Source organism: Lentzea sp. (genome assembly GCF_035525475.1).
GTDB lineage: Bacteria > Actinomycetota > Actinomycetes > Mycobacteriales > Pseudonocardiaceae > Lentzea.
The window spans coordinates 65049-78099 of sequence record NZ_DATLEC010000045.1 but is presented as its reverse complement, the minus strand read 5'-3'; the positions used below and the strand labels follow the sequence as shown (position 1 = coordinate 78099).

Genomic DNA, 13051 nt, shown 5'->3' with positions numbered 1-13051 from the left:
GCGGTGGTCGGGCACACCGTTCCCGCTGACCACCGGCGCTCAGGAGCGCATGACCGCCCTCGTGCCGGGGGACGCTAGGCTTCCCCGGTGACGTTCACACTCCTCCCCGCTGTTGACGTGGCCGACGGTCGTGCCGTCCGGCTCGTGCAGGGCGAAGCCGGTACCGAGACGAACTACGGCGAGCCGCTCGACGCGGCCTTGCAGTGGCAGCGCGACGGAGCGGAGTGGATCCATCTCGTCGACCTCGACGCGGCGTTCGGGCGCGGTTCGAACCGCGAGCTCATCGCCCGCGTCGTCCGCGAGCTGGACGTCAAGGTGGAGCTGTCCGGAGGCATCCGCGACGACGCGTCGCTGGAGGCCGCCCTGGCCACCGGCTGCGCCCGCGTGAACCTGGGCACGGCCGCGCTGGAAGACCCGGAGTGGTGCGCGAAGGCGATCGCCGCGCACGGCGAGAAGATCGCCGTGGGCCTCGACGTCCGCATCACCGAGCAGGGCCACCGGGTCAAGGGCCGCGGCTGGACGTCGGACGGCGGCGACCTCTGGGAGGTCCTCGACCGGCTCGACCGCGACGGCTGCGCGCGTTACGTCGTGACGGACGTGTCGAAGGACGGCACGCTGACCGGCCCGAACCTGGAGCTGCTGAGCGAGGTCTGTGCCCGCACCGACGCCCCGGTGATCGCCTCCGGCGGCGTGTCCACTGTGGATGACCTGGTCGCGCTGTCGAAGCTGTCGCGCGACGGCGTCGAGGGCTCGATCATCGGCAAGGCCCTGTACGCCGGCGCGTTCACGCTCCCGGAAGCACTTGCTGCGGTGCGTTGACCACCTTCTCGATGTGAGCGGCCGCGGCCGCGTGCGTGACACCGGTGTTGTGCAGCACGTCGGCCGCGGTCCCTTCTTTCTCCAGCAGCACGCCGAGCAGGATGTGCTCGGTGCCGATGAACATGTGGCCCATCCGCAGCGCCTCGCGCACGGTCAGTTCAAGGGCCTTCTTGCAATGCGTCGTGTACGGCTGCTTCTCCGGACGCTGCTTGGCCTCGTTGTCCAGGCGGTTCAGCACGGCGATGCGCGTGCTGCCCTCGCCCGACTCCAGCTTCGCGATGGTCTTGGCCGCGAGCCCGCCCGACTCGTCGAGCAGCCCCAGCAGCAGGTGCTCGGTGCCGATGCGCTCGCTGAACCGCGCGTGGTGGCGTGCCAGCGCGATGACCCTGCGCGACCGCTGGGTGTAGCGGTCCATCGACGGTTTGCTGAGCTCGGGTGACTCCCTGGGCACGAACCGCTTCTGCGCGGCCTGCTTGGTGACGCCGAGGCTCTCGCCGATCTCGGCCCAACTGGCCCCGCCGCGCCGCGCCTCGTCGACGAAGTGGCCGATGAGGTGGTCGCCGAGCTCGTTCAGCTGAGCGCTCATCTCGACGGCCTTCGCCAAGCGCACGAGGGAGTCGTCGGCCTCCTGGGCGACCGTGACGATGAGATCGGTCAACTGGATCATGCGTCAACTCTAGGTTGACGATGCACGTCCGGTCAACGTCGGGTTGACGCTTGGCATCGCCTCGACATTGACGCGCCATGTCCATGTTGACTCGATGTCGACGGGTGCCAATCAACGTTGACGTTGCTGATCAACGTGGACAGTTCCAGTCGATGTGGAAAAGTGACAACGTTGTCATCGACCCGACGAACTGCATTGAAGGTGGACGCGCGGGTCGACCACGGGGCGGTGCATGTTGATTTGACGGCGTCAACGTTGAGTCGATGTTGACTGCGGGTCGTCAACGTTGATTGGCCGAATCAATGTGGACGGGTCAGTCCGCAGCCGTGATCTCGATGCCGACCGTCCCGGTCCGCCCGCGGCGCAGCTTGCTGCCGGTCATCGTCAGCCACCCCATGAACCCGTACTTCTTCACGATCCGGGCGCGGACGTCGTCGCTGGCGGAGTCGTCGAGTAGTCGTGCCCTGGCCTTGACCGACGGCCCCTTGGGGTTGCCGCGGAAGTCGCACGGGCCGATCTCCACGTCACCGCTGCGCCGGATCCGCTTGACCTTGCCGGTCTCCCTGGCACTCCAGGCGTAGATCACGCCGTCGGCGGGGCCGGGCGCGACCCAGACCGGCGTGGGCACCGGGGTGCCGTCCTTGCGGAACGTCGTCAGCAGCAGGTAGTCGCCCCGGCCCAGTTCGGTGATCATGGCGCCGCAGCGTAGTCCGGAAAGGGTCCTTGTAGGCTTTCCCGCATGTCAGTCGCGGTCCGTGTCATCCCCTGTCTCGACGTCGACCGGGGCCGGGTGGTGAAGGGCGTCAACTTCACGAACCTCGTCGACGCGGGCGATCCGGTCGAGCTGGCCAGGGCGTACGACGCCGAGGGTGCCGACGAGCTGACGTTCCTCGACGTGACGGCCAGCAGTGGCGACCGCGAGACGACGTACGACGTGGTCCGGCGCACGGCCGAGCAGGTGTTCATCCCCCTCACGGTCGGTGGCGGCGTGCGCAGCCCCGAGGACGTCAACAAGCTGCTCCGCGCCGGCGCGGACAAGGTCAGCCTCAACACCGCCGCGATCGCGCGTCCCGAGCTGCTCAAGGAGTGCTCCGAGCGGTACGGCGCGCAGTGCATCGTGCTGTCGGTCGACGCGCGGCGCGTGCCGGGCGGCACCGGGTTCGAGGTCACCACGCACGGCGGTCGCACCGGCACGGGCATCGACGCCGTCGAGTGGGCCGCGCGCGGTCAGGAGCTGGGCGTCGGCGAGATCCTGCTGAACTCGATGGACGCCGACGGCACCAAGGCGGGCTTCGACATCGAGTTGATCGAGCTGGTCCGGCGCGAGGTCGACGTGCCGCTCATCGCGAGCGGTGGCGCGGGCGCGGTCGACCACTTCCCGCCGGCGGTCGCCGCGGGTGCGGACGCGGTGCTGGCCGCGAGCGTCTTCCACTTCGGGCAGCTGCGCATCGGCGAGGTCAAGGACGGCCTGCGCCAGGCGGGTGTCGTGGTGCGGTGAAGCCCGTCGAGGTGCGGGTGGCCTCGGCGGTTGCATTCGGCGGGGCGCTGGTGTTCTTCGTGGTCGGGCTGATCTTGTGGCGCTCGACGGGGGACGCGGTCGTGCTGAAGGTGCCGTCGTTCGTCGTGGTGGTCGAACTGCTGGTCGCGGTGGCGTTACTGCTGGGGCTGAGGTTCGTGCACTACCCGGCGATGATCGTGTTCGTCCTCATCGCCCTGCTGCACCTCGTGATCGCGCTGGCCGACGGGCCGGTGTGGGCGCGCGTCGCGTCCGGCGTGCTGTCCGCTGTGCACATCTACGGAGTGGTCCTGCTCAACACCGGACCCGCTCGTGAACACCTGGGAGGTTCCCCTTGAGCAGCCCGCTCGATCCCGCCGTGTCCCAGCGGCTCAAGCGCACTCCGGACGGCCTGGTCTGCGCCGTCGCGCAGCAGCGCGGCACCGGTGAGGTGCTCATGGTCGCGTGGATGAACGACGAGGCGCTGCACCGCACGCTCACCACACGCCGCGCGACCTACTACTCGCGCAGCCGTCAGCAGCTGTGGGTGAAGGGTGAGACCTCCGGCCACACCCAGTACGTGCACGAGGTCAGGCTCGACTGCGACGGGGACACGGTGCTGCTGACCGTCGACCAGGTCGGCGCCGCCTGCCACACGGGCGACCGCACGTGCTTCGACGCCACGGTGCTGCTCGCCGACGCGTGAGGCTCAGTCCAGGTCGCCGGTGAGGTAGCGCTGCAAGGTCGGGCCGATCGCCCTGACCACGGTGTCGATGTCGGCCGACGCCAGCGGCTCGAAGCGCACGACGTACCGGACGATGCCCAGCCCGACCATCTGCGTCGCGCAGAGCGTGGCGCGCAGTTCGCGCTGCTCGGCGCCGATCTCGGCGAGCACGTTCTTGAAGATCGCGTTGACGAAGAACGACTTCAGCGCGTTCGCGACCTCCGGCTGGCTCGTGACGCTGCGGATCAGCGCGGCGAACGTGCCGCCGCCGGTCGCGTCCCAGACCGTGACGAAGGTGCGGGCGATGCGGACGCCCGCCTCGTCCACCGGGCCGTCGAGCAGGCGCTTGAGGATCTCGGACGGGTCGAACGGGAGCTGCAGCACGGCCTGGGCGAACAGGCCCTCCTTGCCACCGAACCAGTGGTTGACCATGGCCGCGTCCACGCCCGCCTTGGCCGCGATCGCGCGGACTGTGGCGCCGTCGTAGCCCTTCTCGACGAACACCTCGCGTGCCGCGGCGAGAAGCGCGGACCTCGTGTCCTCGCCCGCGGCGCGGCGGCCTCGGCGTTTCTGGTTCACTTGCTCCACGCGGGTCATATTTCAACAAATGTTGAATTTATGCAACAATCGTCGTCATGGTGAGCGTCATCGGGGCTGTGGCCGCCGCTGGTCTGGGGGCCGTGAGTCCCACGCGTGAGGAGTTCCGCGAGCTGGCGGTCAACCGCCGGGTCATCCCGGTGGTGCGCAAGCTGCTCGCCGACGCGGAAACGCCGGTCGGCCTGTACCGCAAGCTCGGGGCTGATCAGCCCGGCACGTTCCTCTTCGAGTCGGCGGAGAACGGGCGCTCGTGGTCGCGGTGGTCGTTCATCGGCGTGCGGTCGACCGCTGCTCTCACGGCGACCGGCGGTGAGGCGTTCTGGACGGGCACGCGGCCCGTCGGCCTGCCCGACGGCGGCGACCCGATGCAGGCGTTGCGCGAGACCATCGAGGTGCTGCGCACGGACCCGTTGCCTGGTCTGCCGCCCCTGACCGGTGGCATGGTCGGCTACATCGGCTACGACGCGGTGAGGCGCCTGGAACGGCTGCCCAGCATCGCGGAGGACGACCTGAAGCTCCCCGAGATGGTCATGTTGCTCGCGACCGACCTGGCCGCGCTCGACCACCACGAGGGCACCGTCACGCTCATCGCGAACGCGATCAACTGGGACGACTCGGCCGAGCGGGTGGACGCCGCGTACGACGACGCGGTGCGCCGCCTGGACGAGATGACCACGGCTCTGCACACGCCCGCGCCGCCGACGGCCGCGGTGTTCTCGCGGCCCAAGCCGCAGTTCCGCCGCCGCCGCTCGCAGGCGGAGCACTTCGCGGCCGTCGAGAAGGCCAAGGAGGCCATCCGCGCGGGTGAGGCGTTCCAGGTCGTGGTGTCGCAGCGGTTCGAGATCGACACGGACGCCGACGCCCTCGACATCTACCGGGTCCTGCGCGCGACGAACCCCAGCCCGTACATGTACCTGCTGCGCCTCGACGGGTTCGACATCGTCGGGTCCAGCCCCGAGTCGCTGGTCACCGTGCGCGACGGCAAGGCCACCACTCACCCCATCGCGGGCACCCGCTGGCGTGCGGAGGACCCCGAAGAGGACGCGCTGCTCGAGAAGGACCTGCTGGCCGACCACAAGGAACGCGCCGAGCACCTGATGCTCGTCGACCTCGGCCGCAACGACCTGGGCCGCGTCTGCAAGCCGGGCTCCGTGCACGTCGTCGACTTCTTCAAGGTCGAGCGGTACAGCCACGTCATGCACATCGTGTCGACCGTGACCGGTGAGCTGGCCGAGGGCAGGACGGCCTACGACGCCGTCGCCGCGTGCTTCCCCGCCGGCACGCTGTCCGGCGCGCCGAAGCCCCGCGCGATGGAGCTGATCGAGGAGCTGGAGCCCACCCGCCGCGGTCTCTACGGCGGCGTCGTCGGCTACTTCGACTTCGCAGGGGACGCCGACACCGCCATCGCCATCCGCACGGCTCTCGTGCGCGACGGGGTGGCGTACGTGCAGGCAGGCGGCGGCATCGTGGCCGACTCGGACCCGCTGGCCGAGGACAACGAGTGCCTGAACAAGGCGGGCGCGGTGCTGGCCGCGATCGCCACCGCGCAGACGATGGCCCCGGCCGTTGAACGGTAGCCGTCCACTGTGGATCGCCGCGCTCCTGCTGGTGGGCGCGGCGGGGGCCTTCTGGGGCGCGGGCTCGGTGCCGGTCGCGCTGCTGAGCCTCGCGTCCGTCGCGGCGGTCGTCGCGCTGAGCGGGGTCGTCCGGCGGGTCCTCGGAGCGCTGCTGGTCGTCGTGGGCGTCGCGGCCGCGTTCTCCGGGAACTGGCCGGCGATCATCGGCGGTGTCCTCGTGGTGGGCTCCGGCGTGCTCCTGGCGGCCTTCGGGGCCCGCATGCCGAAGATCGGCGTCGGCGGCCAGAAGACCCGCGTGCACGACCCGGAGACCGACATGTGGCGCGCGCTGGAGCGCGGAGACGATCCGACCGACGATAAGGACCGTGGCGGTCAGTCCTCGAACGAGTGAAGATCATCCATACGCATTCACGCATGTGACACGTGCACGACCTTGGTTAGCTGCGTGGACACCGAACCCCCGGTGGCTGAGGCGTTACTCCGCCGGGGTTAGCATCCCCGTAGCGGGAAGGGGAGCAAGACTGTGACGGTTCTCGAGTCGATCCTCGAAGGTGTGCGTGAGGATCTCGCCGCTCGTGAGGCTCAGTTGTCCTTCGACGTCGTCAAGGAGCGCGCGGCCAAGGCTGCCCCTCCGCTCGATGTGATGTCGGTGCTGCGCGGGCCGAACGTGGGTGTCATCGCCGAGGTCAAGCGCCGCAGCCCCTCCAAGGGCGCGCTGGCGGAGATCCCCGAGCCTGCCGAGCTCGCGGCCTCCTACGAGGCGGGTGGCGCGTCGGTGATCAGCGTGCTGACCGAGCAGCGCCGCTTCGGCGGGTCGCTGGCGGACTTCGACGCGGTGCGGAGAGCGGTGAGGATCCCCTTGCTGCGCAAGGACTTCATCGTGTCGCCGTACCAGGTGCACGAGGCGCGCATGCACGGCGCCGACCTGGTGCTGCTGATCGTGGCCGCGCTGGAGCAGAACGCGCTGGTGTCGCTGCTCGACCGCGTGGAGTCGCTCGGCATGACGGCGCTGGTCGAGGTGCACACGGCCGAGGAGGCGGACCGCGCCCTGGAGGCGGGGTCGTCGGTCATCGGGGTGAACGCGCGCAACCTCCACACGCTGGAGGTCGACAAGGACGTTTTCGGCAGGATCGCGCCGGGACTACCCTTCGAGACGATCAAGATCGCCGAGTCGGGTGTGACCGGCCCCGGCGACCTGATGGCTTACGCCGGCGCGGGCGCTGACGCGGTGCTCGTCGGTGAGAGCCTCGTGACCAGCGGCGACCCGAAGGCCGCCGTGAACAAGCTCGTGACCGCCGGCTCGCACCCCGCGTGCCCGCGGCCCAGTCGATGAAGCGCTGCGGATAACAGCGCTGGAGGAGTTACCCGATGGGCCAGTTCACGCCCACGCCGCACGATCCCGACGCACGGGGCCACTTCGGCCCGTGGGGTGGCCGATTCGTTCCAGAGGCCCTGATCGCGGCGGTGGACGAGCTGGCCGCCGAGTACGACAAGGCGCGGCTCGACCCGGAGTTCGTGAACGAGTTCCAGCGGCTGCTGAAGGACTTCGCGGGCCGTCCGTCCCTGCTGACCGAGGCCGCGAAGTTCGCCGAGCACGCCGGGACGCGCGTGTTCCTCAAGCGCGAGGACCTCAACCACACCGGTTCACACAAGATCAACAACGTGCTGGGCCAGGCGCTGCTGGCCAAGCGCATGGGCAAGAAGCGCGTGATCGCCGAGACCGGCGCCGGTCAGCACGGTGTCGCGACCGCGACGGCCTGCGCGCTGCTGGGTCTCGACTGCGTCGTCTACATGGGCGAGGTCGACACCGAGCGGCAGGCGCTGAACGTCGCCCGCATGCGGCTGCTCGGCGCCGAGGTCATCCCGGTGAAGTCCGGCTCGCGCACCCTCAAGGACGCGATCAACGAGGCGTTGCGCGACTGGGTCACCAATGTCGACGAGACGCACTACCTGCTCGGCACGGCGGCGGGCCCGCACCCGTTCCCGCTGCTGGTACGCGACTTCCACCGCGTGATCGGCATCGAGGCGCGCGAGCAGATCCTCGAGAAGGCCGGCCGCCTTCCCGACGCGGTCGTCGCCTGCGTCGGCGGCGGCTCGAACGCGATCGGCATCTTCCACGGCTTCATCGACGACCCCGAGGTCCGCCTCGTCGGTGTCGAGCCCGGCGGGTCCGGCCTGGACAGCGGCAGCCACGGCGCCACGCTGACCGCGGGCACGCCCGGGTCGCTGCACGGCGCGATGTCGTACGTCATGCAGGACGAGGACGGCCAGATCACCGAGGCGCACTCGATCTCCGCCGGTCTCGACTACCCCGGCGTGGGGCCCGAGCACTCGCACCTCAAGGACATCGGCCGCGCCGAGTACTTCCCGGTGACCGACGCCGAGGCCATGGAGGCGTTCGCGCTGCTCTCCCGCACCGAGGGCATCATCCCGGCGATCGAGTCGTCGCACGCCCTCGCGGGCGCGCTCAAGCTCGGCCCGTCGCTCGGCCCGGACGGCCTGCTGGTCGTGAACCTCTCCGGCCGCGGCGACAAGGACATGGACACGGCCGTGAAGTACTTCGGCCTCGCTGACGGGGGACAGGCCTGATGTCGTTGTCCGACGTGTTCGCCACCGCGCGCGCCGAGTCGCGTGCCGCGCTGATCGGCTACCTGCCGGCGGGTTTCCCGACGATCGCCGGATCCAAGGACCACCTCCGTTCCATGGTCGAGTCGGGGTGCGATCTCGTCGAGGTCGGCCTGCCGTTCTCCGACCCCGTGATGGACGGCCCGACGATCCAGGCCGCGGCCGAGCAGGCGCTGTCCGCCGGTTTCAAGGTGCGCGACCTGTTCGACGTGGTGGCCTCCGTGGCCGACGCCGGCGGGCGTGCGGTCGTCATGACGTACTGGAACCCCGTGCTGCGGTACGGCGTGGACGCGTTCGCACGCGACCTCGCCGCCGCGGGCGGTCTCGGGCTGATCACGCCGGACCTCGTGCCGGACGAGGCCGACGACTGGATGGCCGCGTCCGAGGCGCACGGCCTCGACCGGACCTTCCTGGTGGCGCCGTCGTCGACCGAGGAGCGCATCGCGATGACCGCGCGTGCGTCCTCCGGCTTCCTGTACGCCACCGCCGTCATGGGCGTGACCGGTGCCCGTGACGTGGTGTCGTCCGCTGCTCCCGAGCTCGTCGCGCGGGTGCGCGAGCACACCTCGCTGCCGATCGGCGTCGGCCTGGGCGTGCGGTCCGGTGCGCAGGCCGCGGAGATCGCCGGGTTCGCGGACGGCGTGATCGTCGGTTCGGCGTTCGTGTCGGCCGTGGCCGAGGGCGACGGTGCTGTGCGTGCGCTGGCCTCGGATCTCGCCAAGGGCGTGCGGTCGGCTGCCGCGACCGTCTGACGTCGCTGTTGTGAGGAGCCGCTCGGCCTTCGGGCCGGGCGGCTTTCTCGTGCTCCTTTCAAGGCGATGGATTTCCTCCACCAGCATTACATGGACTCGAACACCTGATCGAGTGAATCTCTGCTGGTATAGGACAAAACCCCACTTCACCGTCGGTCTGGCCTGCCATCGTGGCTCCATGCACAAGCCAGCCATCCGCCCGGCGTGCCACACTGGTACTCGCCGGGCGATTTTCGGAGGTGATGCCCTGTGGCAGCTCCAGCGGAAGCGGCGCCAGCCGACTACCTGTTGCCGAGGCACGTGGGCCCCTGGTCGCTCGACGACGTCCTGTCGTTGCCCGAGGACAACAGCCAGCGCATCGAACTCGTCGACGGGATGCTTCTCGTGAGCCCCCTCGGGTCCTATCGGCACCAGAACCTGGTGTTCGATGCGGCGGCCGCTCTGCGTGCCGCCTGCCCGGACTATCTCCAGACGACGATCGAGCTGAACGTGCTGCTCTCCAGCGGCCGCCTGGTGATCCCGGACTTCACGGTCGTGAGACCGAGGGAAGCCGGTGTGATGTTCCCCGTCTCCGACGTGGTGCTCGTCGGTGAGGTGTTCTCACCCAGCACCCGGCTGAACGACCAGGGCCTGAAGCGCGGGCTGTACGCCAGGGCGGGCATCCAGTACTACCTGATGATCGACCCTGAACCGGGCGTCGTCGAGGCCACGCTGCTGGAGCTCCAGGGCGAGCAGTACGTCGAGATCGCGACCAGCGCGAACGGCGTGCTGGAAGTCGAGCGGCCGTTCCCCGTCACCATCAAGTTCTAGGTGTAGAGCCAGTCCAGCTGCTCGTGCAGATCAGTGGCGGTCCACGACGCGAACATGGCGTCACGGGCCTGTGCTGCCCCGCCGGTGACGTGGAAGATCTCCCTGCCCATGAACCGTGAAGCGTGGTGGACGCGCGCTGTGCGCAGCTGGCGTCGCGACGCGTACCGGGCGAACGAGCCGGTCACGTCACGGGGATCGAACACCGAGGCCAGGCAGACGGCGTCCTCCAACGCCTGACAGGCGCCCTGGGCGGCGTACTGCAGCACGGGATGGGCGGCGTCGCCGAGCAGCACGACGCGTGAGTCCTGCCAGTTCGTGATGGGCTCGCGGTCGCAGAGCACCCACGCCCGCCACTCCCCGGCGAGCTCCATGACCTGCTTCGCGTCGTCGCACAACGGCGTGAAGTGCCACACCACCTCGGCGTGCTCGACGGGCTTGCCGGTCATGGGTTCCGTGGCGCCGTTGTCCGTCGTGGCCACGAGGTTCACGAACCGGCCTCCGGCGATCACGTACCAGACGACGTGGAAGCGCGGCCCTGCCCACAGCGTGACGACGTTCTCCTTCAACGACCGGGGCACGTTCTGAGCGGGGATGACCGCGCGGAACGCCGTGTGCCCGGACACTGGCGGATTGCCGTCACCGACGAGCTGCCGCCGCACCGCCGACCGCAACCCGTCCGCACCGACCAACGCCTCGCCGTGCACGAGGTCGCCCGACCGCAACGCCACGGTGACCCCGCCGGCGTCCTGCGTGTAGGCCTGCACGGCGCTGTCAGGCCGGAGGTCTACGAGCTCGTGGCCGCGGCACGCGTCGAGCAGCGGCGCGAGCAGGTCGTTGCGGTGCACGACCGCGTAGGTGCCGAACCGCTCGTGGAAGCCCGCGTCGATCGGCAATCCGGCGATCAGCTTCCCCGAGACCCCGCACCGCAGCCGCCACTCGTCGACGTGCACGGCACGAGAGCGCACCACAGCCCCGACACCAAGGGAGTCGAGCATGCGGAACCCGTTGGGCCCCACCTGGATGCCCGCGCCGATCTCCGCGAACACCGGCGCGGCCTCGAGCACCGTCACGCCCTGCCCGGCCCGTGCGAGACCGAGCGCCGCCGCCAGGCCACCGATGCCGCCGCCGACCACCAGGACCGTCATGCCCGACCTTTCGCGCGTCCGCCGCAGACCGCGTCCGAGTATGTCGCCTCGACGATCACGAACCACCCAGGGAGGTGATGCCGTCCGGATCGACTTTCGCGCGAGCGGGGGTTCGGGCTCGGTAACGATCGAGCGTCCGAACGAGGCGCACACAGGGCCACCGGTACGGTGGGCGACGTGTTGAACGGGTTGAACGCCGTCCTGGCCACGATCCCGAGCCCAGACCGTGGTGTTTGGTACCTCGGTCCGCTCCCCATCAGGGCCTACGCGCTGTGCATCATCGCCGGCATCATCGTCGCCATCTGGTGGGGTGAGCGCCGCTGGGTCGAACGCGGTGGCATCAAGGGCGAGGTGACCGACATCGCCGTGTGGGCGGTGCCGTTCGGCCTGGTCGGCGGCCGGCTCTACCACGTCATCACCGACAACCAGAAGTACTTCGGGCCGGGCAAGGACCCGCTCGCGGCGCTGGAGATCTGGAACGGTGGCCTCGGCATCTGGGGCGCCATCGCCCTCGGTGCGGTCGGCGCGTGGATCGGGTGCCGCCGCAGGGGCATCCCGCTGCCCGCCATGGCGGACGCGCTGGCGCCCGGCATCGTGGTGGCGCAGGCCATCGGACGGCTCGGCAACTACTTCAACCAGGAGCTCTACGGTGGCGACACGACGTTGCCGTGGGGTCTGGAGATCTACCGCCGCATCACGCCGGAGGGGCGCGAGGACGCCCTGGCCGGCATCGCCGTCGACCACACGCCGATCCAGGTCGTGCACCCGACGTTCCTCTACGAGCTGCTGTGGAACCTCGGTGTCGCCCTGCTGGTCGTGTGGGCGGACCGGAAGTTCCGGCTCGGTCACGGGCGGGTGTTCGCGCTCTACGTCGCGGGCTACACGGCCGGGCGGTTCTGGATCGAGCTGATGCGCACCGACGAGGCGACGCTGATCCTCGGCACGCGCGTCAACGTGTTCGTGTCGGCGCTGGTGTTCCTCGGCGCGGTCGCGTACTTCGTCCTCGCGAAGTCCCGCGGTGAACGCGAGGACGTCGCGGCGTTGCGAGCCGCGGACAAGCCCGGTGACGAGGCACCCGTGACCGAAGAGACGGTCGTCGAGACCACCGCGGACGCCGACGCCGACGTGAAGGACAAGAAGGGCTCCCCGGAGTCCGTCAAACCGGAGTGAGCTGTGCGCGTGCTCGTCGTCGAGGATGACGACCGGGTGGCCAGGGGCCTGCTGACCGCGTTGCGGCACGCCGGCTACGAGGTGCATCGGGTGGCCACGGCCGCCGACGCGCTGCGTGCCGCGCCTGCCGACGTGGTGCTGCTCGACCTGGGCCTGCCCGATGGTGACGGCCTGGACGTGCTGCGCGAGCTGCGGCACCGTCCGGGCACCGCCGTCATCACGGTGACCGCACGCGGCGAGGAACGCGAACGGGTCCTGGGCCTGCGTGCGGGTGCCGACGACTACGTGGTGAAGCCGTTCGGCACGTCCGAGCTCCTCGCCCGCATCGAGGCCGTGCTCAGGAGGACCCGCACGCACCGCGCCGGGCCGGAGAGCGAAGCGCCCGTCGAGGTCGGCCCGCTCCACATCCTCACCTCGACGCGCACGGTCACGCTCGCCGGGGAGCAGCTGTCGCTGACCCGCAAGGAGTTCGACCTGCTCGCCCTTCTCGCGACCCGCAAGGGCGAGGTCGTCAGCCGCGACTTCATCGTCGACCAGGTGTGGCAGGCGCACTGGGAGGCGCCGTCGCGGACCCTGGACACGCACATCGCGGCGTTGCGCGGGAAGCTCGGCGGGCACGTCAGGATCGAGACGGTCCGCGGCGTGGGCTACCGCCTGGCCACGTGACGAG

General features: G+C 70.0%; 16 protein-coding genes. 12 read left to right on the top strand and 4 right to left on the bottom strand.

Annotation, left to right across the window (positions count from 1 at the left end; translation table 11 throughout):
• The first annotated feature begins 87 nt into the window (after window positions 1-87).
• Window positions 88-819, top strand: a complete 732-nt coding sequence (gene priA / locus VM306_RS07520; protein WP_325512350.1) for a bifunctional 1-(5-phosphoribosyl)-5-((5-phosphoribosylamino)methylideneamino)imidazole-4-carboxamide isomerase/phosphoribosylanthranilate isomerase PriA — start codon at window positions 88-90, stop codon at window positions 817-819.
• On the opposite strand, the gene VM306_RS07515 is transcribed toward priA, so the two are convergent.
• Together VM306_RS07515 and VM306_RS07510 are read right to left on the bottom strand one after the other, a co-directional pair.
• The gene (locus VM306_RS07515) at window positions 785-1486 is read right to left on the bottom strand and encodes a Clp protease N-terminal domain-containing protein (protein WP_325512348.1); all 702 of its coding nucleotides are present in this window, start codon (window positions 1484-1486) and stop codon (window positions 785-787) included. The genes priA and VM306_RS07515 overlap by 35 nt on opposite strands.
• Window positions 1487-1799: 313 nt before the next feature.
• A complete protein-coding gene (locus VM306_RS07510; RefSeq protein WP_325512346.1) occupies window positions 1800-2180 on the bottom strand; it encodes a PPOX class F420-dependent oxidoreductase in 381 nt (126 codons plus the stop codon).
• Window positions 2181-2225: 45 nt separating this feature from the next.
• Between VM306_RS07510 and hisF the strand changes: the two genes are divergently transcribed.
• From hisF to hisI, 3 genes are read left to right on the top strand one after another with little or no spacing between them, the layout of a single operon-like run.
• Window positions 2226-2984, top strand: coding sequence for an imidazole glycerol phosphate synthase subunit HisF (hisF, locus tag VM306_RS07505; protein WP_325512344.1), 759 nt, complete (start codon window positions 2226-2228; stop codon window positions 2982-2984).
• Window positions 2981-3340 carry a hypothetical protein gene (locus VM306_RS07500; protein ID WP_325512342.1) on the top strand — a complete coding sequence of 120 codons (360 nt, stop codon included), beginning with the start codon at window positions 2981-2983 and terminating at the stop codon, window positions 3338-3340. Before hisF ends, VM306_RS07500 begins: the two co-directional genes overlap by 4 nt.
• Window positions 3337-3687, top strand: coding sequence for a phosphoribosyl-AMP cyclohydrolase (hisI, locus tag VM306_RS07495; RefSeq protein WP_325512340.1), 351 nt, complete (start codon window positions 3337-3339; stop codon window positions 3685-3687). The genes VM306_RS07500 and hisI overlap by 4 nt, the downstream gene beginning before the upstream one ends.
• A 3-nt stretch (window positions 3688-3690) precedes the next feature.
• Here the strand turns inward: hisI and VM306_RS07490 are convergent, their stop codons facing one another.
• A complete protein-coding gene (locus VM306_RS07490) occupies window positions 3691-4302 on the bottom strand; it encodes a TetR/AcrR family transcriptional regulator (RefSeq protein WP_325512338.1) in 612 nt (203 codons plus the stop codon).
• 38 nt (window positions 4303-4340) lie between these two features.
• Between VM306_RS07490 and VM306_RS07485 the strand changes: the two genes are divergently transcribed.
• From VM306_RS07485 to VM306_RS07460, 6 genes are all read left to right on the top strand, one after another.
• The gene (locus VM306_RS07485) at window positions 4341-5879 is read left to right on the top strand and encodes an anthranilate synthase component I (RefSeq protein WP_325512336.1); all 1539 of its coding nucleotides are present in this window, start codon (window positions 4341-4343) and stop codon (window positions 5877-5879) included.
• Window positions 5869-6270: a hypothetical protein gene (locus tag VM306_RS07480; RefSeq protein ID WP_325512334.1), complete on the top strand. Its 402-nt coding sequence runs from the start codon at window positions 5869-5871 to the stop codon at window positions 6268-6270. The genes VM306_RS07485 and VM306_RS07480 overlap by 11 nt, the downstream gene beginning before the upstream one ends.
• A gap of 132 nt (window positions 6271-6402) precedes the next feature.
• Entirely contained in the window at window positions 6403-7212 is an 810-nt protein-coding gene (gene trpC, locus VM306_RS07475) for an indole-3-glycerol phosphate synthase TrpC (RefSeq protein WP_325512332.1), read from the top strand.
• Window positions 7213-7247: 35 nt separating this feature from the next.
• The gene (gene trpB / locus VM306_RS07470; RefSeq protein ID WP_325512330.1) at window positions 7248-8468 is read left to right on the top strand and encodes a tryptophan synthase subunit beta; all 1221 of its coding nucleotides are present in this window, start codon (window positions 7248-7250) and stop codon (window positions 8466-8468) included.
• Window positions 8468-9256 carry a tryptophan synthase subunit alpha gene (gene trpA, locus VM306_RS07465; protein WP_414672343.1) on the top strand — a complete coding sequence of 263 codons (789 nt, stop codon included), beginning with the start codon at window positions 8468-8470 and terminating at the stop codon, window positions 9254-9256. The genes trpB and trpA overlap by 1 nt, the downstream gene beginning before the upstream one ends.
• Before the next feature lie 249 nt (window positions 9257-9505).
• Entirely contained in the window at window positions 9506-10066 is a 561-nt protein-coding gene (locus VM306_RS07460; RefSeq protein ID WP_325512327.1) for a Uma2 family endonuclease, read from the top strand.
• Here the strand turns inward: VM306_RS07460 and VM306_RS07455 are convergent.
• Window positions 10063-11211, bottom strand: coding sequence for an FAD-dependent monooxygenase (locus VM306_RS07455; protein ID WP_325512325.1), 1149 nt, complete (start codon window positions 11209-11211; stop codon window positions 10063-10065). The two genes, VM306_RS07460 and VM306_RS07455, sit on opposite strands and share 4 nt — an antisense overlap.
• Window positions 11212-11388: 177 nt before the next feature.
• On the opposite strand from VM306_RS07455, the gene lgt reads away from it, so the two are divergent.
• Together lgt and VM306_RS07445 are read left to right on the top strand one after the other, a co-directional pair.
• Window positions 11389-12381, top strand: coding sequence for a prolipoprotein diacylglyceryl transferase (gene lgt / locus VM306_RS07450; protein ID WP_414672342.1), 993 nt, complete (start codon window positions 11389-11391; stop codon window positions 12379-12381).
• 3 nt (window positions 12382-12384) lie between these two features.
• The gene (locus VM306_RS07445; RefSeq protein WP_325512321.1) at window positions 12385-13047 is read left to right on the top strand and encodes a response regulator transcription factor; all 663 of its coding nucleotides are present in this window, start codon (window positions 12385-12387) and stop codon (window positions 13045-13047) included.
• Window positions 13048-13051 lie beyond the last annotated feature (4 nt).